The following is a 20,237-nucleotide window of genomic DNA, read 5'->3' on the forward strand; positions in this document are numbered from 1 at the left end:
TTCCAGGCCCTACCCCAGCCCCACGGCTTTGCCGAACAGGCTGAAACCCACGAAGGCCACGACGTCGAGCAGTGCGTGGGCGATGACGAGTGGCATGACCCGGCGGGTTCGTGTGTACAGCCAGGCGAAGAGCACGCCCATCACGGCATTGCCAATGAAGGGACCGAAGCCCTGATACAGGTGGTAGCTGCCGCGCAGCAGGGAGCTCACCGCGATGGCCAGCGGCATGCTCCAGCCGAACTTGCCAAAGCGGTCCAGAAGGTAGCCCACCACAATGACTTCCTCAAGTACTGCGTGGCGGATGGCGGACAGGATGAGTACAGGCACCGTCCACCAGTAGGCATCCAGGGCGCTGGGGATAATGGCGGTGGTGATCCCCAGCGCCCGGCCGGCCGCATAGAGGCCCAGTGAGGGTATGCCGATCAGCGCGGCCAGGCCCATACCCTGCAGCAGATCCTTCCCGGGCCGGGCGAAATTGAACCCGAGCTTCTGGAACGCCGAGCGGGAGTTCCCGGCATCACCTGGCCCTGCCTGGCGCTGGTCCGTAAGGAAGTAGAGGACCAGCAGCACCGGCACCAGGGCAAAGATGATGTCCAGCAGCTGGTACGTGAGATCGAAGTACTCACGGGTGCTCTGGGAGCGGTTCAAGGTGGAGGTGCCCTCTGCCAGCGGGGCACGGGTCATCTTGTCCAGCAGCTGCACCACGGAGTAGACAGCCGACTGGCCCAGGGACAGGCCCAGGACGATCCATACTTCGAGCCGCAGGCGACGGCGGGAGGGAACCAGCATGTTCCCATCTTGCCTTCAGTTTCTGGATCCGGGCTGATGGAACTGCCGAACCACTGGACTCCCCGGAAATCAGGCGGGCGCGACGATCACTTCCGTGCCGTTGGCCTCAAAGGCTGCCTTGTCCCGGGGTGAGATGCCGGCATCGGTAATGAGCCGGGTGAAGTGGTAGCCATCCATGGTGGCGAAGGCCCGCACGCCCACCTTGGAGGAATCGGCAAGGACATAGGACACCCGGGCCCTGCTGGCGAGCAGGGCGTTCACGGATGCCTCCCCCTCCCCCGTGTTGGTTGGACCGACTTCGGGATCAATGCCGTTGACGCCGATGAACGCGATGTCCAGCACCACCTTCTGCATGATGATGTCCGTATAGGGACCTACGAGTTCATAGGACCGCGGGTTGAGGATTCCGCCGGTGACCATCACCTTGATGTTGGGCCGCACGGCCAGTTGCCCGGCGATGTTGATGGCATTGGTGACCACGGTGAGGGTGGGTTGGTTGGACGGGGCGTTCAGGTCCTCACGGGTGGCGAGGATCTGCGCGAGCGCGGTGCTGGTTGTCCCTCCGCACAGGCCAACCACCGCCCCGGGCCGGATCAACGCCGAGGCACACTGGGCGATCTGTTCCTTGGCCTCCGCGTGGTCGTCGCGGTTATAGCGGCCGGGAAGATCGTAAGCGAGGGCGCCGGTGGTGGCGCCACCACGGGTACGCGTCAAAAGCCGCCGTTTGGCGAGGCTGTCCAGGTCCCGCCGCGCAGTGGCCGGGGAGACATTGAGGGTGCTGACAATCTCGTCAACCTCCACCTGCCCGGTCCTGGCCAGCAGGTCAAGGATCGCCGTCAGCCGGTCAGTACGCGTCATGCAAACGGGGCCTTTCGATACATCAGCCACCACTGTCGATGACGTTTCCTGATTATAAACCAAGAGAAAGAATCAGGAACAATCAGAACCGTGGCTGGGACTACCGCTCCCTGGCTCCCGCCCGCCACACAGCGTACGTCAACGGCATGCCGGGACGGTAAGCGAGATGCGTCGCGGAAGGAGCATTCAGCAGGTGCAGGTCGGCACGGTGCCCGACGGCGATGGACCCCACGGCGCGTTCCCCGTCGGCATCACGGCCGCTTTCCCGGTGCAACGCCAGCGCACCGCCATAAGTGGCCGCGCGGACGGCCTCGTGCACGCTCAGGTGCATCTGGAGGACAGCCGTGGTGACACAGAATGCCATTGAACTTGTGTACGACGTGCCGGGGTTGCAGTTGGAGGCAAGCGCCACCTGCACTCCCGCGTCGAGAAGCTCGCGGGCGGGGGCCAACGGTTGCCGGGTTGAAAGGTCGCAGGCCGGGAGGCAGGTGGCCACCGTGCCCCGCTCACCGGTTCCCGCGGCGGCGTCCCACCCGGACCAGGAAGCCGCAAGGGCCTTGACGTCCTGCCGGGCCAGATAGTTGACGTGGTCCACGCTCGCCGCGCCCAGCTCCACGGCAAGCTGCACGCCAGGGCCCTCGCCCAGCTGGTTGCCGTGCACGCGCAGGCCCAGGCCGGCATCGCGGCAGGCTGTCAGCACGCGCCGGGATTGTTCCGCCGTGAACGCACCCTCCTCGCAAAAGACGTCGGCCCACTGGACGTACGGGCGGACCGCGTCAAGCATCGGCCCGCAGACCAGGTCGGTGTACTCCTCCGGGTCCTGGCCGGCAGGTACCAAGTGGGCGCCAAGGTAGGTCACCTGGTCTGCTACGGTGGCGGCGATGCGCGCGCTCCGGGCCTCGTTCCCGATATCCAGGCCGTAGCCGGTCTTCGTCTCCAGGTACGTCGTCCCCTGCGAAACCGCCTCGGCAACCCTGCCCATGGCCAGGCGGGTGAGGTCGAAATCCGACGTGGCACGGGTGGCATTCATGGTGACGGCGATGCCGCCGGCGGCGTAGGCCTCCCCCGCCATCCGGGCTTCGAATTCTGCAGTACGGTCCCCGGCGAACAGCAGGTGGCTGTGGGAGTCCACCCAGCCCGGGAGCATGGCCCGGCCACCGGCGTCCACTGCGTCATCCGCTGCCGGGGCATCCGCCGCGGCGCCGAGCCACGAGATCCGTTCCCCTTCGACCACTACCGCCGCATCCTTCAGGACCCGGTGTTCCAGGTCCTGGGTCATCAGCTCGGCAATATTCGTGATCAGGGTACTCATGGAACCATTCTTCAGCGTCGGATGGACCACCGGCTGGCAGCCAGGGCCTGCACTGTCCGGGATGCCGGACCGTCGCCGGCCGCATCTCCAGGCGTCGCGCTTCCGGACGCCGCCTGGCCGGCAAGGATCTGGGTGGCCGCCAGCTCAGCCATGGCAGCAGAGGTCTGGAAGCCGTAGCCGCCCTGCCCGGCAAGCCAGTAGAACCCGGGAGCTTCCGCGTCGAACCCGGCCACCGGAACCCCGTCAGCGGCTTCGGTGCGCAGGCCGGTCCAGGCCCGGCGAATTCCGGTGATCCCCAGGCTGGTGACCGAGTTCAGCCTCTCGACGAGGCGTTCCACGTCACCGGGCCGCGGCTGCGCGTCCTCGGGACCGCTGGGCACGGTTTCGGACGGTGAAATCAGGACATCGCCGCCGTCCGGGCGGAAGTAGAACGTTTTGTCCGCGGCCGCCACCATGGGGGTGGCGGCAGGCAGTGGGCGTTCGACGGCGGCAATCGCCGCAGTGCGCCGGTACGGCTGCAGCCCCAGCTTCTCCACACCGCTGAGCACCGCGAGCTCGTCGGCCCACGCACCGGCCGCGTTGACCAACATTCCCGCTTCGAAGCCCTCGGCACCGGCACCTACCTGCCACCCGGAACCCAGCCGTTGCGCTGAATGCACGCGGGCGCCGGTGATGATGTCGGCGCCGGCCGCCTCAGCGCGTTGTCGGTGGTCGGCCAGCAGCAGGGGCGCGTTGCAGCCATAGGATCCGGTGTCCAGCCCGGCGGCGGCAAAGGTTTCCGGGAGCAGGGCAGGACAGAGCTCCAGCGCCCGGTCCACGGTGATGGCCTGCATATGCCCGCTGGCCTCCGCGGCAACATCCGCCTTTGAGCCAATCAGCATGAAACTGCGCGGCGTCAGGACCGGTTCCGGCAGTTCCGCGTCCCGGGCCGCAATCAGCTCAAGGGTCCGGACCGTGAGTTCCTGCACCACGGGAGGGCCGTAGCTGGGGATCAGCTGGCGGGCCGAGCGGGAGGACGTGTGGTACGCCAGATCCTGCTCAGCCTCCACCAGCGCCACGCTGCAGCGGCCGGCCAGCTCGGAGGCCAGGGACAGGCCGGCAATGCCGCCGCCCACGATCAGGACATCGTAATGTGCTGCCATCCGTCCATCCTCGCAGAGTTCGCGTCCCGTGGAACGCCCGTCAGGCTGCTGCCTCGGCACGGCTGGCGACGAAGGCACCCACGCACGCTTCGACGTCGTCCGCTGAATGTGCAGCTGACAGCTGCACCCGGATCCTCGCGGCACCCCGCGGGACCACGGGGAAGCTGAAGGCCGTGACGAAGACGCCGTGCTGCAGCATGCGGTCAGCCACCTTGGCGGCCATCACGGCGTCACCAAACATCACCGGCACGATGGCGTGTTCCCCGGGAAGCAGGTCGAAGCCCTCCTCGGTCATGCGGCGGCGGAAGAGTTCGGCGTTTTCGAACAGGCGGCGGCGCAGGCCCGCCGAGTTTTCCACCAGGTCCAGCGCCTTGAGGGTGGCGGCCACAATGGCGGGGGCCAGGGAGTTGGAGAACAGGTAGGGCCGGGCCTTCTGCCGCAGCATGGCAACGATCTCCCTGCGGCCAGAAACATAACCGCCCGACGCCCCGCCCAGGGCCTTGCCGAACGTGCCGGTGTAGATATCCACCCGGTGTGACACCCCGGCATGTTCAGGAGTGCCCGCCCCGGTGGAACCCATGAAGCCCACGGCATGCGAGTCATCCACCATCACCAGGGCGTCGTATTTCTCGGCCAGATCGCAGATGGCTTCCAGCGGGGCCAGGTAGCCGTCCATGGAAAACACGCCGTCCGTGACGATGATCTTCCGGCGGGCGTCCTGCGCCTCCTGCAGCCGGGCCTCGAGGTCTGCCATGTCCTGGTTGGCGTAACGGTAGCGGCGGGCCTTGCACAGGCGGATGCCGTCGATGATGGAGGCGTGGTTGAGGGCGTCGGAAATGACCGCATCCTCGGGACCGAAGAGGGATTCGAAGACGCCGCCGTTGGCGTCGAAGCAGCTGGAAAACAGGATGGTGTCTTCGGTCCCCAGGAACTTGGAGACCCGGGCCTCAAGTTCCAGGTGCAGGTCCTGGGTTCCGCAGATGAAACGGACACTGGCCATGCCGAAGCCGCGCTCATCCATGGCAGCCTTGGCGGCCTTGATGATGTCCGGGTGGTCCGCCAGGCCCAGGTAGTTGTTCGCGCAGAAGTTCAGCACGTCCGCGCCCGGGCCGCCGATCCGGCCGGCCGTGATGTGGCTGGACTGCGGCGAGCTGATGCTGCGTTCGGTCTTGTAGAGCCCGGCGGTGCGGATTTCTTCCAGCTCGTCGTGGAGCTGGTCCTTGATGGAGGTGTACATGGGTTTTCCTTACAGTCGGGTCCAGTCGAGGACAACTTTGCCGCCCACGCCGCTGCGGGCAATGTCGAAGCCCTTCTCCCACTCGGTGGCCGGCAGCGTATCGGTGACCACGGCGGAGATGCCCGCGTGCAGGACCGGGTTGGAGGAGAGCATGGCGCTCATGGCGTACCAGGTTTCGTACATCTCGCGGCCATAGATGCCTTTGAGGGTCAGCATGTGGGTGACCACCTTGCCCCAGTCAATGGTGATCTCCTGGCTGGGCAGCCCCAGCATGGCGATCCGGCCGCCGTGGTTCATGTTGTCGATCATCTCAGGCAGGGCGGAAGGGTGGCCTGACATTTCCATTCCGACGTCGAAGCCTTCGCGCATGCCGAGCTCGCGCTGGGCGTCGCGGACGCGGGTGGTGGAGACGTCGATGGCAAGGTCCGCCCCGAGCTGCCGGGCCAGGTCCAGCCTCGGCTTGGAAACGTCCGTGATGGCAATCTTGCGTGCCCCTGCGTGCCGGGCGACCGCGATGGCCATCAGGCCGATGGGGCCGGCGCCCGTGATCAGGACGTCCTCCCCCACCAGCGGGAAGCTCAGGGCTGTGTGGGTAGCGTTGCCGAACGGGTCGAAGATGGCGCCGAGTTCCGGGGTGACGGAGGGGTCGTGGTGGACCCAGACGTTGGTTTCGGGAATCACCACGTACTCGGCGAAGGCACCGTCGCGCTGGACTCCCACGCTGACAGTGTGAATGCACATCTGGCGCCGCCCGGCCCGGCAGTTGCGGCAAATGCCGCACACCACGTGGCCTTCACCGGAGACCCGGTCACCCACTTTGACGTCGCGGACATCTTCCCCCACCTCCACCACTTCGCCGTAGAACTCGTGGCCGGCAATGAGGGGCGCTTCGATGATCCCCTGGGCCCAGGAGTCCCAGGACTGGATGTGCAGGTCCGTGCCGCAGATCCCCGTGGTCATGACCCGGATCTTCACGTCCGCCGGGCCGGCCTCAGGCTCGGGCCGGTCAACGAGTTCGAAACCGGCGTGCGGGCCGGCCTTGTAGAGGGCCTTCATTGGCGTCCTTACTTCTTCGCGTGTAAATCAGAGGTCTTGTCCTCCTCATTGAAGCCCTGGGAAAGCATTAGCACAACAAGGATCTTCTCAATCGACGGTGTAGTGACAGCTAATGATTAGACTGGGAGCGTGGAAGTACATCAGCTGGAGATCCTGCGCGAACTGGGAGCACTCGGAAGCGTCAAGGCCGTGGCAGACACACTCATGGTCACTCCTTCGGCCGTCTCGCAGCAACTGGCCCACCTGCAGCGGACGGTCGAGGTGCCCCTGACGCGCAAGGAGGGCCGGAACCTGGTGCTTACGGAAGCCGGACAGGTACTCGCGGACGCAGGCGCCGCCGTCGTCAGTGCCATGGCCGACGCCCGCGGCGCCCTGAGCACCTATCACCAGTCGCCGGCGGGCCGGGTGACCCTCAGCGGGTTCCACAGCGCCGGGCAGGCGTTGTTTGCGCCGCTGGCACGGATGCTGGACCGGCCGGAGCACCCGCGGATCGAACTGTCCGACGAGGACGTGGCCCAGCAGGACTTCCCTGCCCTCACGGCGCGGTACGACTTGGTCCTGGCGCACCGCATGGACCACAGTCCCCGCTGGCCCGCAGAACGGGTGGCTGTGATCCCGCTGGCGCACGAACCCCTTGACGTGGCACTGCCCGCCGCCCACCCGTTGGCGCAAAAGGACACGGTCACGGCGGACGACGTGGGCGCCGAGGCCTGGGTGACCAGCCACCCCGGCTACTCCCCCGCCGACGTCCTGTCCGCCGTCGCTGCCGTCTCCAGCCGCGAGCCGAACATTGTCCACCGCATCAACGACTACTCCACGGTGGCGGCGCTGGTTGCCGCCGGCGGCGTGGTGGGCCTGCTGCCCAGGTATACGGCAGGGCCGGTCCTCAACCCGGACATCGTGCTGCGGCCGCTGGAGGGCATCAGCACGCGCCGCAGGATCGACCTGCTGGCCAGGCCCGAAAACCTGAAGCGCCGGGCCGTGGTGATGGTCTGCGAGGCCCTGGAAGACATCATGGCCGGGCTGGTGCGGCAGGGCTGAGCCGGGCCGTCCGGATTAAGAACGCCGGACCGGGCAGGGATGCAGGCCTTACGCCCCGTCGTCGTCCTGGTGGTTGCCGTCGTCCTGGTGGTTGCCCTGGCCCATCTTGTGTCCCAGGCCGTGGCCGCGTCCCAAGCCCCTTCCCAAGCCAAGGCCCGGCCCGTCACCGGCACCCTTCACAACCCGCCCGGCGGTGGCCTTGTCCCCGTCCTTCACGCCCGAGATGCGTACGGTGTCCCCCACGGCGATGTCCGTGATGGTTCCGTCCGCCGGCTTAAGCCGCTTGCCGCCGTCGCCTGTAGCATTTGGGCCGTTTGTCCCTGAGCCGCTTGTCCCTGAACCATCCGCGGCCGGGGCAGGTATAACGGTGATCTTTGTATCACCGTTCACCGTGTACGTCTGGGAGAAGCCGTCCTCGCTCTTGACGGTAATGGCCGAATCGCTGACCGATTCCACGGTTCCGCGCTGTTCCAGCTTGGTCTGGAAGGTTCCGTCGGGGTTCTTGACCACGCCCTCGCCATGGAGCGGCTGCGGTCGCTGGGCCTTCCTGTCCAGTTTGTCCTGCTGGCCGGGTGCCGTGGCCTTCCCGGGCGCCTTTTCCTGGCCCGGCGCTGACTGGCCGGGTGCCGCCTGGGAGGGCGACGGCGCGGGCGTGCCGGTGGCCGACCAGGCCAGGGCGGCTCCCGTGCCCGACAAGGCCAGGGCCACTGCCCCGGCCAGCGCTGCCTTGCGCACTTTCAGCGGGTCCCCAACAAACATGTCTGTCTCCTCCACAGCTCCAGTACGGCCAGGTCAGCGCCCAGAGCCGCATCCTGCGCATCAGTCTAGGGCCGCACTCCGTTGCTGGAAATAAGTACTTTGGCCGCATGCGCACATGAGTACTTAAAGCAAAAAACTGGGTAGCAGCAGGTGTCGTTATGAGTCCTCAAAACGACACCTGCTGCTACCCAGTTGGGTGGGAAAGGCTAGACGGTGACGCCCAGCTTCTCCAGGATCAGTTCCTTCACGCGGCCGGCATCGGCCTGCCCGCGGGTGGCCTTCATGACCGCGCCAACGATGGCACCGACGGCCTGGACCTTGCCGCCGCGGATCTTCTCCGCGACGCCGGGCTGGGCAGCCAGTGCGGCGTCGATGGCTTCCAGGAGGGGCCCGTCGTCGGACACCACGGCGAGGCCGCGCTTTTCGACGATCTCTTCAGGGCTGCCCTCGCCGGCGAGCACGCCGTCCAGCACCTGGGTAGCCATCTTGTTGTTGATCTTGCCGGCTTCCACCATCCGGCTGAGCTCCACGATGGTGGCGGGCTGGACGCCCAACTGGCCGGGGTCAACGTCGGCGGCCTTGGCGCGGCCCACGATCTCGCCCATCCACCACTTGCGGGCCACGGACGCCGAAGCGCCGGCCGCGATGGTTTCCTCGATCTCATCCAGGACGCCGGCGTTCACCACGTCGCGGAATTCCAGGTCCGAGTAGCCCCAGTCCGCCTTGAGGCGCTTGCGGCGCTCGGCCGGGGGCTCGGGCAGCGTGGCGCGCAGTTCCTCCACCCATTCGCGGGAGGCAACCACGGGGACCAAATCCGGTTCCGGGAAGTAGCGGTAGTCGTCCGCGTCGGACTTGGGCCGGCCCGAGGTGGTGGTGCGGGTGTCCTCGTGCCAGTGCCGGGTCTCCTGCACCACAGGGCTGCCGGAGTCCAGGACGGCGGCGTGGCGCTGGATTTCGTAGCGGACGGCGTGTTCGACGGCGCGCAGCGAGTTAACGTTCTTGGTTTCGGACCGGATGCCGAACCGTTCGCGCCCGTGCGGGCGGAGCGAGACGTTGGCATCGCACCGCACGTTGCCGCGTTCCATGCGGGCATCGGAGACACCCAGGTTCTTCACGATCTCGCGGATGGCGGCCACGTACGCCTTGGCCAGTTCCGGCGCCCGCGAACCGGCACCTTCGATGGGCTTGGTGACAATTTCCACCAGCGGAACACCGGCGCGGTTGTAATCCACCAGGGAGAAGTCGGCGCCGTGGATGCGGCCGGTGGCGCCGCCCATGTGGGTCAGCTTTCCGGCGTCCTCCTCCATGTGCGCGCGCTCGATATCCACGCGGAACACGGTGCCGTCCTCGAGTTCAACGTCCAGGTAGCCGTCGTAGGCGATGGGCTCGTCGTACTGGGAGGTCTGGAAGTTCTTGGGGGTGTCCGGGTAGAAGTAGTTCTTCCGGGCGAACCGGCAGGATTCGGCGATCTTGCAGTTCAGTGCCAGGCCGATCTTGATGGAGGACTCCACCGCCGTCTTGTTGACCACGGGCAGGACGCCCGGCATGCCCAGGTCCACCTCGTTGACGTTGGTGTTGGGCTCGTCACCGAAGACGTTGGGGGCCGAGGAGAACATCTTGGTCTTGGTGTTGAGCTCCACGTGGACCTCGAAGCCCAGGACGGGGTCGTACTTCTCCATGGCCTCGTCGAAGCTCAGGATTGCCTCGGTGTTCATTATTTTGCCTCCTGGGTTTCGAGGGTGACGGCTGCGGCGAGCTCGGGAGCCTGGGCCAGCAGCGGGCCGCCCCACTTGGCTTCAAGCAGCGATTCCAGGACCGCGCCCACCCGGTAGAGGCGGGCGTCCTCGCGGGCCGGGGCCAGCAGCTGGATGCCGACGGGCAGTCCGTCCTCGTCGGCCAGGCCGCCGGGAAGTGACAGGCCGGGAACACCTGCAAGGTTGGCGGGGATGGTGGCGACGTCGTTCAGGTACATCGCCAGGGGATCGTCCAGTTTTTCGCCTAGCGGGAAAGCCGTGGTGGGGGCGGTGGGCGAGATCAGGACGTCGGCCTGTTCAAAGGCGGCGTCAAAGTCCCGCTGGACCAGCGTGCGCACCTTCTGGGCGGAGCCGTAGTACGCGTCATAGTAGCCCGCGGACAGGGCGTAGGTGCCCAGGATGATGCGGCGCTTGACTTCGTCGCCGAAGCCGGCGGCGCGGGTGGCACCCATGACGCGTTCGATGGTCATGGGACCGTCCTCGGGGAGGACGCGCAGGCCGTACCGGACGCCGTCGAACTTGGCCAGGTTGGAGGAGGCCTCGGACGGCATGATCAGGTAGTAGGCGCCCAGGGCGTACTGGAAGTTGGGGCAGGAGACCTCCACGATCTCTGCACCGGCTTCCTTAAGCAGCTCCAGGGCGTCATTGAAGCGGTATTCGACGCCGGCCTGGTAGCCCTCGCCGTGCAGTTCCTTGATGATGCCGATCCGCAGGCCCTCCACGTTGCCAGTCTTTGCGGCGGCGACGAGGTCAGCGAGCGGGTCCGGCAAGGAGGTGGAGTCACGGGGATCGTGGCCGCCGATGACCTGATGCAGCAGGGCGGAGTCCAGGACGGTGCGGGTTACGGGGCCGATCTGGTCCAGCGAGGAGGCCATGGCGATGGCGCCGTAGCGGGAGACGCTGCCGTAGGTGGGCTTCACGCCAACGGTTCCCGTGACGGCACCGGGCTGGCGGATGGAGCCGCCGGTGTCCGTCCCCAGGGCGAGGGGTGCTTCGAATGCGGCAACGGCAGCAGCCGAGCCACCGCCGGAACCGCCAGGGATCCGGTCCAGGTCCCATGGGTTGCGGGTGGGGCCGTAGGCCGAGTGCTCGGTGGAGGAGCCCATGGCGAATTCGTCCAGGTTGGTCTTGCCCAGGATGGGCATCTTCGCGGCGCGCAGGCGCTCCACCACGGTTGCGTCGTACGGGCTGTGCCAGCCTTCGAGGATCTTCGAGCCCGCGGTGGTGGGCTGTCCAACGGTGACGATGAGGTCCTTGACGGCGATGGGGACGCCGGCGAGGACGTGCAGTGCCTCGGCCTCAGCGCCGCCGGCGGCACGGATGGCGTCCACCTCGGCGGCGACGGCGAGCGCTTCCTCCGCGTTGACGTGCAGGTACGCGTTGACCAGGCCGTCCACGGCGGCGATGCGGTCCAGGTAGGCCTGGGTAACTTCGACGGCGGTGACCTCGCCGGCAGCGAGCTTCCCGGCAAGTTCGGCGGCGGACAGGCGGATCAGGGTGTCGGCGCTGGTGCCGGCGGTGTTCTGTTCAGTCATGGTTATGCCTCATCCAGGATGGCCGGGACCTTGAAACGGTTGTCATCGGAGTCCGGGGCGCCGGAGAGTGCCTGTTCCGCCGTGAAGGTGTGCCCCACAACGTCCTCGCGGAAGACGTTGGTGAGCGGAATGGGGTGGGAGGTGGCCGGGACGTCATCCCCGGCGGCCTCGCTGACGGACTTGACCGAATCAACGATGACGGCCAGCTCGCCGGCCATCCTGTCCAGCTCTTCAGCACTCATCTCGATGTGAGCGAGCCGCGCGAGATGCGCGACGTCGTCACGGTTGATCGCAGCCATGGATCTCCCCTGCAAAGTTCGAATTGTTTTCCGATCCAGTCTAGTGCGGAAACGAAGATGCCCGTCTGACGGCCCCCAGCGGGCGTCAGACGGGCACCTTCGAGACCCGGTCCTGCCACGGGGGCAGGAGCGCGGGCAGCTAAAGACTAACCGATTCCAATGGCTCCAGTCAGCAGTCCGACGCCAAGCATTACCAGGGAGATGACCGCGGTGCGCCACAGGACCTTCTTGTGGTGGTCGCCGAGGTCCACTTTGGCCAGCGACACCAGCAGCAGGATGGCAGGAACCAGCGGGCTCTGCAGGTGGAACGGCTGGCCGGTGATGGAGGCACGGGCCATGTCAGCAGCGCCCACCCCGTAGTGCGCTGCAGTCTCGCTCAGGACCGGCAGGACGCCGAAGTAGAACGCGTCATTGCTCATGAAGAACGTCATGGGGATGCTCAGGATGCCGGTAATGACGGCCATGAACGGGCCCATCGAGGACGGGATGATCTGGACCAGCCAGGCGGACATCGCCTCCACCATGCCCGTGCCCTTGAGGACACCGGTGAGGACGGCGGCGGCCATGACCATGCTGACCACGGCAACGATGGACGGTGCATGTGCGATCAGCTGGGCGCCCTGGTCCTTGACCTTGGGGAAGTTGACCAGCAGGGCGATGGCGGCGCCCACCATGAACACGAACGGCAGCGGGATGATGTTGGCCACGAGGACCACCATGACAGCGACAGTCAGGGCCAGGTTGAACCAGAACAGCTTGGGACGCAGGGTGCTTCGGTTGGGGTCCAGGGCGGTGTCCGCCATGGCGGAGTCGTGATCGTCCACCAGGGTTTCGGTGCGCTCCAGGACAGCCACGGATCCACCGGTGGGGGCTGCGCCGCCGGGGTTGCCGCCCTTGCGCCCACGGCCGGTGCCGGAGGCAGTTGCGGAGGTGCCGCCGTCGAACTCTTCTGCAGTGTCCGGGACGCCCCAGATCTCGGGTGCGGTGGCACGGAGGCGGTTGCGCTCCTGCAGGCCCAGCAGCCAGGCGAAGGCGAAGACGACCACCAGGCCGGCCACCAGGGACGGGATCATGGGGACGAAGACGTCGTTGACGTCGATCTTCAGGGCGGTGGCGGCGCGGGCGGTGGGGCCGCCCCACGGAAGGATGTTCATGGTGCCGTTGGCCAGGCCGGCCACGCAGGTGAGGACCACCGGGCTCATCTTGAGGCGCAGGTAGACCGGCAGCATGGCGGCGGTGGTGAGGATGAACGTGGTGGATCCATCGCCATCCAGCGACACGGCGGCCGCCAGGATGGCGGTGCCCAGGACAACCTTGGCGGGGTCGTTGCCCAGCTTGCGGAGGATGAACTTCATCAGCGGGTCAAAGAGCCCGACGTCGATCATCAGGCCGAAGTAGATGATGGCGAACATCAGCAGCGCGGCCGTGGAGGTCATGGACTTCATGGAGTCCATGACCATGTCGCCGATGCCGAGGCCGGCGCCGGCGAAAAGGCCAAAAACAGTAGGGACAATGATCAACGCCAGCACTGGCGTCAACTTCTTCGTCATGATCAGCACCATGAATACCGCGATCATGGCGAATCCAAGTATTACCAGCACAGCCGGCTCCTTCTTGTGAACGGCACCACAGCGTTGTGATGCGTGCTACAGACTGTAGGGTGGCGTCCGTCACGGCAGTGCCTTTGGCTCAATTGATTGGCATACTGCTTATTGGGAGCATTTTGCTCATTGTGCTCACAGCGCTTTCGAGCTGAAACCGCACCCTTCAACCGCACCGCCAACACCGTCAAGGAGGATGAATGCAGCGTTCCGCGCCCCGGCCGCCGCTGCGGTTTTCCACCCAGACGCTGCTGCTGCAGCTGGCGGTGGTGCTGCTGGTGGTGCTGCTCAGCGCGGCCGTACATGCCTGGCTGACGTACGACCGGGTAGGCAGCGACGCCGAGAACCAGGCGCTGACCCTGGCCCGGACCGTTGCCTCCGATCCGGAGGTCAGGGCCAATGTCCTGGCCATCAGCGAACAGCCCGGCACTCCCCCGCCCGCCGAACTTCTGGCCGGGCCGCTCCAGTCTTCAGCCGAGGCAGCGCGGACCCGGACCGGCGCGCTCTTCGTGGTCATCACCGACGAAACCGGCATCAGGCTGGCGCATCCGGACCCGCAGCGGCTGGGTGAGAAGGTGAGCACCGATCCGTCCGAGGCGCTGTCCGGGCAGGAAATCACCACCCGGAACACCGGCACCCTGGGTCCCTCCGCCGGCGCCAAGGTTCCCGTATATGCCCCAGGCACCGCCACGGTGGTGGGCGAAGTGAGCGTGGGCTACTCCATGGAAACCGTGGCCCAGAGCGTGGCCCGCGACATCGGACCGGTGGCGCTGACGGCCGCTGGCGCCCTGCTGGCCGGGATCCTGGGGTCATTCCTGCTGCGCCGCCGCCTGCAGCGGCTCACCCTGGGCCTGGAGCCGGAAGAGATCAGCACGCTGGTCCACGACCAGGTGGCGGTGCTGCAGGGGGTGGACGACGGCGTCATCGGCGTCAGTGCCGACGGCCGGGTGAGCGTCTTCAACGCTGCAGCCCAGCGCCTGCTGGAACTGCCCGACCTGGCAGGCACGCGGTGGGAGGATGCACCGGTTCCGGAGCAGCTGAAGTCACTCACGCGGACTGGCGGGGGCTCCCCCGTGGAAGCGCTGGAGTTGGTGGCCGGCGGCCGCGTCCTGGTGGCGAACGCCCGCAAGGCACTGCACCGGAGCGAGGACCTGGGCTGGGTCATCATGCTGCGCGACCGAACCGAGCTGCAGCAGCTGACCCGCCAGCTCGATGCCGTCGGCACCATGTCCACGGCGCTGCGGGCCCAGCGGCACGAGTTCGCCAACCAGCTGCACACGCTGGCGGGCTTCCTGGGCATCGGCCAGCACCAGGACGCACGCGAATACCTCGCCCGACTGGCCGCCACGGGACCGCTGAAGTTCCCGGTGGACCAGGCCGAACTGCTGCAGGACCCGTACCTTCAGGCCTTCGTGGGCGCCAAGGGCGTGGAGGCGGATGAGCGCGGCGTTGCACTCCGCATTGGCCCGGAGACCCTTGTCAGGGGGCAGGTCACGGAGGCCCAGGATGTCACCACGGTGCTGGGCAACTTGATCGACAACGCCGTCAACGCCGCCGTGGCAGGGTCCTCCACGGACCGCTGGATTGAGCTTGAAGTGCTGGATGAGCCGGCAGACGACGGCGGCACGCTGCATATCGTGGTGGCGGACTCCGGCGACGGGCTGGCAGAAGGCACGGAGGCCGAGAGAGTGTTTGCCGAAGGTTTCACCACGGCCTCCGGCCCCGTCCGGGCAGGTGGCGGGCAGGGCTTCGGACTGGCCCTGGCGCGCCAGCTGGCCCGGCGCCGCGGCGGCGACGTGAAGGTACTGGAGCGCGGAACCAACGGCGGACCGGGTGCCGTGTTCATGGCGACCCTTCCGCATACGACGGCGGGAAACCCTGCCGCCGCCACCCCGGGGGCAGCCGGAAAGGATGAGAATGGCTGACGATTTTCGGGTCCTGATCGTGGATGATGACTTCCACGTCGCCAAGCTCCACGCAGCCTATGTTGACTCGGTGGCAGGGTTCATGGCCCTGGCGCCTGTTGGCACGGCGTCGTTGGCGCTGCAGGCCATCCATAGCCTGCGGCCCGACCTGGTGCTGCTGGACGTCTACCTGCCGGACGCCTCCGGCCTGGACCTGCTGCAGCAGCTGGATGTGGACACCATCATCCTCAGCGCCGCCTCCGATGCCGCATCCCTCCGGGTGGCGTTCCGCCGCGGCGCCTTGGGGTACCTGCTCAAGCCCTTCACCGCGGAGTCGCTGTCCCAGCAGCTGCGCTCCTATGCCCGCTACCGGCGCCTCCTGGGCCAGCCCGGGGCATTGGACCAGGAAGCGGTGGAACGTGCGAAACGCTCGCTGATTCCGGGCGATGTCACGCCGTCGTCGAAACCCCGCTCGGCAACCGAAGCTGCGGTGCTGGAGTCCCTGGTTGCGGGAGAGCAGTACTCCGCCGCCGAAGTTGCCTCGCGCGTGGGCGTTTCCCGGGCCACCGCCCAGCGGTACCTGTCCTCCCTGGCCGACGACGGCGCGGTGGACATCCAGCTCCGCTACGGGACCACCGGCAGGCCGGAACACAGGTACGGCCTGCCGGCACGGTAGGACAGCGTGGAACAGGAAGAGCGTTAATCAGCTTTCTGGGCGACCAGTTCGATCTCGACGAGCATCTTCGGATCCAGGAACGGCAGGACGTGGACCAGGGAGAGGGTGGGGCGGATCTCCCCGAACACCTCGCCGTGGGCCCGGCCGGCTTCTTCCCATTTGCTGATGTCCGTCAGGTACAGCTTGGACTGCACCACGTCCCCGTAGGCGAAGCCGGCGTCGGCCAGCACCTTGCCGAGTTTCTGCAGGATGTACTGGGTCTGGGTGTAGAAGTCGTCCCCGACAATTCCGTCGTCCCCGCTTGCCGCGGTGGCGGAGATGTAGAGGGTGTTGTCCACCTGGACGGCGCGGGAATATCCGAGGGTCTGTTCCCAGACGGATCCGCTGCCGAAGGTTTTGCGCATGGGTGGCCTTTCAAAGCTGGAATGGGTCGCCACCACTGTAGGGCTGCTACAGGTTGCGCCGGTAAACCAGCAGTTTTATGTCGGTTCCGGGGACGAACCAGTCCCGTTCGGGCACGCGCTCGAAGCCGGTCTTGCGGTACAGGCCGTGCGCGCTTTCCCAGGCTTTGCCCGTGGTGAGGGACACGCCACGGATGCCCGGAAGGGTCTTGGCGTGGTCCAGGATGGCTTCCACCATGGCCTTGCCGGCGCCGCTGCGCTGGACGGCGGGGTCCACCACCAGCATGCGGAATTCCAGCTCGTCCTGCAGCGCAATGTCCGCGTAGGGTTCGCCCGCCAGCGCCAGGGTGACGGAGCCGATGACGGTTCCTTCCCGTTCAGCCACCCAGATGGTGGCCTGCCGGGCACGATCCGCAACGTCCATGATCTTGACCATGTAGGGATGGTCGGGGTCGTCGAAATAGCCTGCCGACAGGTACGAGTCGCCGGTGATGCGGGCCACGGCGGGGAAATCGGCTTCGACGGCGGGACGGATGGTTAACAGCTGCTGCACCCATCAATGGTAGTGGCGGGGAGGTCCCTGGTCCGGCGGAAACGCGCTTTCCGTGATCGAACTATCAGTACGGGATGGTCCGATGCGTCGCCGGGGCTGTAGGGAACCGCGGGGGCCGGGAAGCAGGTTTTTACAGCGGAAACTTGCCGGACAGTTCCAGGCTGGCCGCGCACGTCCAGGCATCCAGGCGCTCATCATCGGTGGGGCCGCCGTCGAGGGGGCTGGTCAGGCGCGGTCTGCGCACCCAGCACCCGGCTTCCTCCGCGATGAGTGCCCCGGCCGAGAAATCGTGCTCGTTCAGGCCCCGCTCGCCGTAGGCGTCATGGGTTCCGTCCGCCACCATGCACAGGTCCAGGGCCGCGGAGCCAAGCCTACGGACGTCCGCGAACCCATCCATCAGGGTGGCGAAGGCCTCAGCCTGCTGGGAACGGATGCCTGGTTCGTAGCTGAACCCGGTGGCCAGGATCTGCCCCTTCCGGCCGGGGACGGGGCCCTCGAGCCTGGTGACCGTGCCGCGCTCCTCCAGCCAGGCACCCTGGCCGCGGGCAGCGTAGTAGATGCGGCCCAGCGCAGGAGCGTTGACGACGCCGGCCAGCCAGGTGCCGTCGGCATCTGCAACTGCCACGGAGGTGGCGTAGTAGACGATATTGCGGATGAAGTTGGTGGTGCCGTCCAGCGGGTCGATGGACCAACGGTAGCCGCTGGGGTGTGCGGGGCGGGTGCTGCCCTGTTCCTCCCCGGTGATGCTGTCTCCCGGGCGGGCAGCGGCGATGACGTCCCGCACCGCGTTTTCGGCGGCGACGTCAAAGGCAGTGACCCAGTCCCCGGCCGCCCCCTTGTTGCTGGCGTCCAGCGCGTTGCCGTCCCGGCCGGAAAGGACCCTGGCACCGGCAGCGGCTGCCTGTTTGGCGACCTCCAGCAGTTCCGAAGCGGACGTCATGCGTTCTCCTCCATTGTGTCTTCCCCTGCAAAAGCCGGGACGGTCGCCTCTTCGTTATCATCTGCGTCCGGTGCAGCCTCGCCGCCACCAGGTGCCGCGCCGTCTGCTGCCGACTCCGCCAGGGCTGCCGGTCCGCCGTCGAGCAATTGCCGGAACCCGTCCTCGTCCAGCACCGGAATCCCCAGCTGCTCTGCTTTATCCAGTTTGCTGCCGGCGCTTTCACCGGCCACCACGTAGCTGGTGTTTTTCGAGACGGAGCCGGCGGCCTTGCCGCCGCGGAGCAGGATGGCCTCCTTGGCCTCGTCGCGGCTGAAGTTGGGCAGGGAACCGGTGACCACTACGGTCAGCCCTTCGAGCGTGCGCGGCATGGACTCGTCGCGTTCGTCCTCCATGCGCACCCCGGCGGCTGACCAGCGGTCGATGATGTCAAGGTGCCAGTCTTCGGCGAACCATTCCTTCAATGCCGCAGCGATGGTGGGGCCCACCCCGTCCACGTGGGCCAGTTCCTCCTCCGACGCTGCCCGGATGCGGTCCATGGAGCCGAATGCCTGCGCCAGGGCCCGTGACGCCCGCGGGCCCACGTGCCGGATGGACAGGGCAACCAGCACCCGCCACAGCGGCTGGGCCTTGGCTTTTTCGAGTTCCTTGAACAGTTTCTGCGTGGTGGCCGTGGGCTTGGACGGCGACTTGGCCGTGCCCTTGCTGAAGAAGTAGGGAACCAGCTCGTACTCGCCGGTGGGAACGCCCTTGGTTTTCTTCTCCCGCCGGATCCTGACGCCGGCCAGGTCCTCGGGCGTGAGATCGAACAGCCCGGCTTCGGAGGTCAGCGGAGGGACTTCGGGTTCGGCCGGCTGGGTCAGCGCAATGGCCGCCTCCCAGCCCAGGGCCTCGATATCAAAAGCGCCCCGGCCTGCAACGTGGAAGACCCGCTCGCGCAGCTGGGACGGGCAGGACCTGGCATTGGGGCAGCGGACGTCCACGTCCCCCTCCTTGGCCGGTGCCAGCGGTGTTCCACAGGAGGGGCATTCGGTGGGCATGACGAAGTCCCGCACCGGCGGGTCCTGCTGGTCCCGGAGGGAGAGGACGGGACCCACGATCTCGGGAATGACGTCTCCCGCTTTCCGCAGGATCACGATGTCACCGATCTTGACGCCCTTGGCCTTGACCACATCCTGGTTGTGCAGGGTGGCCATCTCCACCGTGGAGCCGGCGACCTTGACCGGCTCCATGACGCCGAAGGGGGTGACGCGGCCGGTGCGGCCAACATTGACCTGGATGTCGAGGAGCTTGGTGTGGACTTCCTCCGGCGGGTACTTGTAGGCCACGGCCCAGCGGGGAACGCGGGTGGTGTTGCCCAGGGCGCGCTGGGTGGCGAAGCTGTCCACCTTGATCACGATGCCGTCGATTTCGTGAAGCAGCTTGTGCCGCTGGTCCCCGTACCGTTTGATGAAGCCCAGGACGTCCTCCCGGGTCTCCAGCACCTCGAAGTAGGGGCTGACCGGCAGGCCCCACTCCTTGAGGAGCCCGTACGTTTCCGACTGGCTGCCGGCCGCAAGGCCTTCGCGGGCGCCGATGCCGTGGACGAACATCTTCAGGGGCCGCTTGGCCGTCTCTGCGGGATCCTTCTGCCGCAGGGAGCCGGCGGCAGCGTTGCGGGGATTGGCCAGCGGTGCCTTGCCGGCCTCGATCAGGGCCTCATTGAACTCAGCGAACGCCTTGGACGGGATGAAGACCTCGCCGCGCACCTCCATCTCGGCGGGGAAACCGCTGCCGCGCAGTTCCTGCGGTATTTCCTTGATGGTGAGCAGGTTGTGGGTGATGTCCTCGCCGGTGGTGCCGTCGCCGCGGGTGGCAGCCCGCACCAGCTTGCCGTCGCGGTACAGGAGGTTGACTGCCAGGCCGTCGATCTTGAGTTCAGTGAGCCAGGCTGCCTTGGCGCTCCCGTCCCCGATCTTTTCGATGCTGGCCTCGGCCCGGTTGAGCCAGGCTTCGAGCTCCTCCAGCGAGAAGACGTCTTCCAGGCTGTACATCCGCTGCAGGTGTTCCACGGGCGCGAACGCTGCGGAGACCTCGCCGCCCACTTCCTGGGTTGGCGAGTCGTTGGACACCAGTTCCGGGTGCAGCGCCTCGACCTCCTCGAGGCGGCGGAAAAGGGTGTCGAACTCGGCGTCCGAAACAAGGGGGGAATCCTCCTGGTAATACGCGAACCGGTACTTCCGCACTAGGTCGGCGAGGTTTTGGTATTCCTCGCGGATGGCTTCGGTGGGGACGGCCTGGGGCTCGTGGGGTGCCGCGGTCCGGGTGGCGGTCTGTTCTGCGGGTCCTGGTCCTGTGCTCACAGACCTATCTTGCCTTACACCTCTGACAGTCGCCCGGCACG

18 protein-coding genes are annotated in these 20,237 nt (G+C 66.9%); 3 read left to right on the forward strand and 15 right to left on the reverse strand.

Features of this window, described 5'->3' with window-relative positions; all coding sequences use genetic code 11:
• Positions 1–9: 9 nt before the first annotated feature.
• From ASG86_RS19855 to tdh, 6 genes are all read right to left on the reverse strand, one after another.
• Complete coding sequence (locus tag ASG86_RS19855) at positions 10–789, reverse strand: CPBP family intramembrane glutamic endopeptidase (protein ID WP_056338638.1); 780 nt, start codon at positions 787–789, stop codon at positions 10–12.
• Positions 790–858: 69 nt separating this feature from the next.
• Positions 859–1,647, reverse strand: a complete 789-nt coding sequence (locus tag ASG86_RS19860; protein WP_056338641.1) for a DeoR/GlpR family DNA-binding transcription regulator — start codon at positions 1,645–1,647, stop codon at positions 859–861.
• 100 nt (positions 1,648–1,747) lie between these two features.
• Positions 1,748–2,959 carry an imidazolonepropionase gene (gene hutI, locus ASG86_RS19865; RefSeq protein ID WP_056338643.1) on the reverse strand — a complete coding sequence of 404 codons (1,212 nt, stop codon included), beginning with the start codon at positions 2,957–2,959 and terminating at the stop codon, positions 1,748–1,750.
• Positions 2,960–2,970: 11 nt separating this feature from the next.
• The gene (locus ASG86_RS19870) at positions 2,971–4,101 is read right to left on the reverse strand and encodes an NAD(P)/FAD-dependent oxidoreductase (RefSeq protein WP_056338646.1); all 1,131 of its coding nucleotides are present in this window, start codon (positions 4,099–4,101) and stop codon (positions 2,971–2,973) included.
• A gap of 40 nt (positions 4,102–4,141) precedes the next feature.
• The gene (locus ASG86_RS19875; protein ID WP_056338649.1) at positions 4,142–5,338 is read right to left on the reverse strand and encodes a glycine C-acetyltransferase; all 1,197 of its coding nucleotides are present in this window, start codon (positions 5,336–5,338) and stop codon (positions 4,142–4,144) included.
• A 9-nt stretch (positions 5,339–5,347) separates the two neighbouring features.
• A complete protein-coding gene (gene tdh / locus ASG86_RS19880; protein WP_056338652.1) occupies positions 5,348–6,394 on the reverse strand; it encodes an L-threonine 3-dehydrogenase in 1,047 nt (348 codons plus the stop codon).
• A 129-nt stretch (positions 6,395–6,523) separates the two neighbouring features.
• On the opposite strand from tdh, the gene ASG86_RS19885 reads away from it, so the two are divergent.
• A complete protein-coding gene (locus ASG86_RS19885) occupies positions 6,524–7,435 on the forward strand; it encodes a LysR family transcriptional regulator (protein WP_056338654.1) in 912 nt (303 codons plus the stop codon).
• A 48-nt stretch (positions 7,436–7,483) separates the two neighbouring features.
• Here ASG86_RS19885 and ASG86_RS19890 read toward each other — a convergent pair whose 3' ends face one another.
• The 5 genes from ASG86_RS19890 to ASG86_RS19910 form a co-directional block, all read right to left on the reverse strand.
• Positions 7,484–8,194 (reverse strand): hypothetical protein, encoded by a 711-nt coding sequence (locus ASG86_RS19890; RefSeq protein WP_056338657.1) that lies wholly within the window; start codon positions 8,192–8,194, stop codon positions 7,484–7,486.
• Positions 8,195–8,400: 206 nt separating this feature from the next.
• Positions 8,401–9,909 (reverse strand): Asp-tRNA(Asn)/Glu-tRNA(Gln) amidotransferase subunit GatB, encoded by a 1,509-nt coding sequence (gene gatB / locus ASG86_RS19895; RefSeq protein ID WP_056338661.1) that lies wholly within the window; start codon positions 9,907–9,909, stop codon positions 8,401–8,403.
• Positions 9,909–11,483, reverse strand: coding sequence for an Asp-tRNA(Asn)/Glu-tRNA(Gln) amidotransferase subunit GatA (gene gatA, locus ASG86_RS19900; RefSeq protein WP_056338664.1), 1,575 nt, complete (start codon positions 11,481–11,483; stop codon positions 9,909–9,911). The genes gatB and gatA overlap by 1 nt, the downstream gene beginning before the upstream one ends.
• Positions 11,484–11,485: 2 nt before the next feature.
• Entirely contained in the window at positions 11,486–11,782 is a 297-nt protein-coding gene (gatC, locus tag ASG86_RS19905) for an Asp-tRNA(Asn)/Glu-tRNA(Gln) amidotransferase subunit GatC (protein WP_043455998.1), read from the reverse strand.
• Positions 11,783–11,928: 146 nt separating this feature from the next.
• Positions 11,929–13,383, reverse strand: a complete 1,455-nt coding sequence (locus ASG86_RS19910) for a CitMHS family transporter (protein ID WP_056338667.1) — start codon at positions 13,381–13,383, stop codon at positions 11,929–11,931.
• A 200-nt stretch (positions 13,384–13,583) separates the two neighbouring features.
• Between ASG86_RS19910 and ASG86_RS19915 the strand changes: the two genes are divergently transcribed.
• Together ASG86_RS19915 and ASG86_RS19920 are read left to right on the forward strand one after the other, a co-directional pair.
• Positions 13,584–15,308 (forward strand): sensor histidine kinase, encoded by a 1,725-nt coding sequence (locus ASG86_RS19915; RefSeq protein ID WP_056338670.1) that lies wholly within the window; start codon positions 13,584–13,586, stop codon positions 15,306–15,308.
• Entirely contained in the window at positions 15,301–15,963 is a 663-nt protein-coding gene (locus ASG86_RS19920; RefSeq protein WP_056338674.1) for a response regulator, read from the forward strand. Before ASG86_RS19915 ends, ASG86_RS19920 begins: the two co-directional genes overlap by 8 nt.
• A 23-nt stretch (positions 15,964–15,986) precedes the next feature.
• Here ASG86_RS19920 and ASG86_RS19925 read toward each other — a convergent pair whose 3' ends face one another.
• The 4 genes from ASG86_RS19925 to ligA all read right to left on the reverse strand — a co-directional run bounded on the left by ASG86_RS19925 (position 15,987) and on the right by ligA (position 20,196).
• Positions 15,987–16,367, reverse strand: coding sequence for a RidA family protein (locus ASG86_RS19925; RefSeq protein WP_056338677.1), 381 nt, complete (start codon positions 16,365–16,367; stop codon positions 15,987–15,989).
• 46 nt (positions 16,368–16,413) lie between these two features.
• Positions 16,414–16,917: a GNAT family N-acetyltransferase gene (locus ASG86_RS19930; RefSeq protein ID WP_056338679.1), complete on the reverse strand. Its 504-nt coding sequence runs from the start codon at positions 16,915–16,917 to the stop codon at positions 16,414–16,416.
• A gap of 130 nt (positions 16,918–17,047) precedes the next feature.
• Positions 17,048–17,857 carry an inositol monophosphatase family protein gene (locus tag ASG86_RS19935; protein WP_056338682.1) on the reverse strand — a complete coding sequence of 270 codons (810 nt, stop codon included), beginning with the start codon at positions 17,855–17,857 and terminating at the stop codon, positions 17,048–17,050.
• Positions 17,854–20,196, reverse strand: a complete 2,343-nt coding sequence (gene ligA / locus ASG86_RS19940; protein WP_056338685.1) for an NAD-dependent DNA ligase LigA — start codon at positions 20,194–20,196, stop codon at positions 17,854–17,856. Before ligA ends, ASG86_RS19935 begins: the two co-directional genes overlap by 4 nt.
• Between the last annotated feature and the right edge of the window lie 41 nt (positions 20,197–20,237).

It is taken from the genome of Arthrobacter sp. Soil764 (assembly GCF_001428075.1).
Classification (GTDB): Bacteria; Actinomycetota; Actinomycetes; order Actinomycetales; family Micrococcaceae; genus Arthrobacter.

Bases quoted from the DNA above. Each gene is read 5' to 3' on its own strand.
- ASG86_RS19875 (WP_056338649.1), bottom strand. From the start codon at position 5,338: ATGTACACCTCCATCAAGGACCAGCTCCACGACGAGCTGGAAGAAATC.
- ASG86_RS19855 (WP_056338638.1), bottom strand. From the start codon at position 789: ATGCTGGTTCCCTCCCGCCGTCGCCTGCGGCTCGAAGTATGGATCGTC.
- ASG86_RS19860 (WP_056338641.1), bottom strand. From the start codon at position 1,647: ATGACGCGTACTGACCGGCTGACGGCGATCCTTGACCTGCTGGCCAGG.
- ASG86_RS19935 (WP_056338682.1), bottom strand. From the start codon at position 17,857: ATGACGTCCGCTTCGGAACTGCTGGAGGTCGCCAAACAGGCAGCCGCT.
- ASG86_RS19890 (WP_056338657.1), bottom strand. From the start codon at position 8,194: ATGTTTGTTGGGGACCCGCTGAAAGTGCGCAAGGCAGCGCTGGCCGGG.
- gatA (WP_056338664.1), bottom strand. From the start codon at position 11,483: ATGACTGAACAGAACACCGCCGGCACCAGCGCCGACACCCTGATCCGC.
- tdh (WP_056338652.1), bottom strand. From the start codon at position 6,394: ATGAAGGCCCTCTACAAGGCCGGCCCGCACGCCGGTTTCGAACTCGTT.
- ASG86_RS19915 (WP_056338670.1), top strand. From the start codon at position 13,584: ATGCAGCGTTCCGCGCCCCGGCCGCCGCTGCGGTTTTCCACCCAGACG.
- gatC (WP_043455998.1), bottom strand. From the start codon at position 11,782: ATGGCTGCGATCAACCGTGACGACGTCGCGCATCTCGCGCGGCTCGCT.
- ASG86_RS19870 (WP_056338646.1), bottom strand. From the start codon at position 4,101: ATGGCAGCACATTACGATGTCCTGATCGTGGGCGGCGGCATTGCCGGC.
- hutI (WP_056338643.1), bottom strand. From the start codon at position 2,959: ATGAGTACCCTGATCACGAATATTGCCGAGCTGATGACCCAGGACCTG.
- ASG86_RS19920 (WP_056338674.1), top strand. From the start codon at position 15,301: ATGGCTGACGATTTTCGGGTCCTGATCGTGGATGATGACTTCCACGTC.
- gatB (WP_056338661.1), bottom strand. From the start codon at position 9,909: ATGAACACCGAGGCAATCCTGAGCTTCGACGAGGCCATGGAGAAGTAC.
- ASG86_RS19925 (WP_056338677.1), bottom strand. From the start codon at position 16,367: ATGCGCAAAACCTTCGGCAGCGGATCCGTCTGGGAACAGACCCTCGGA.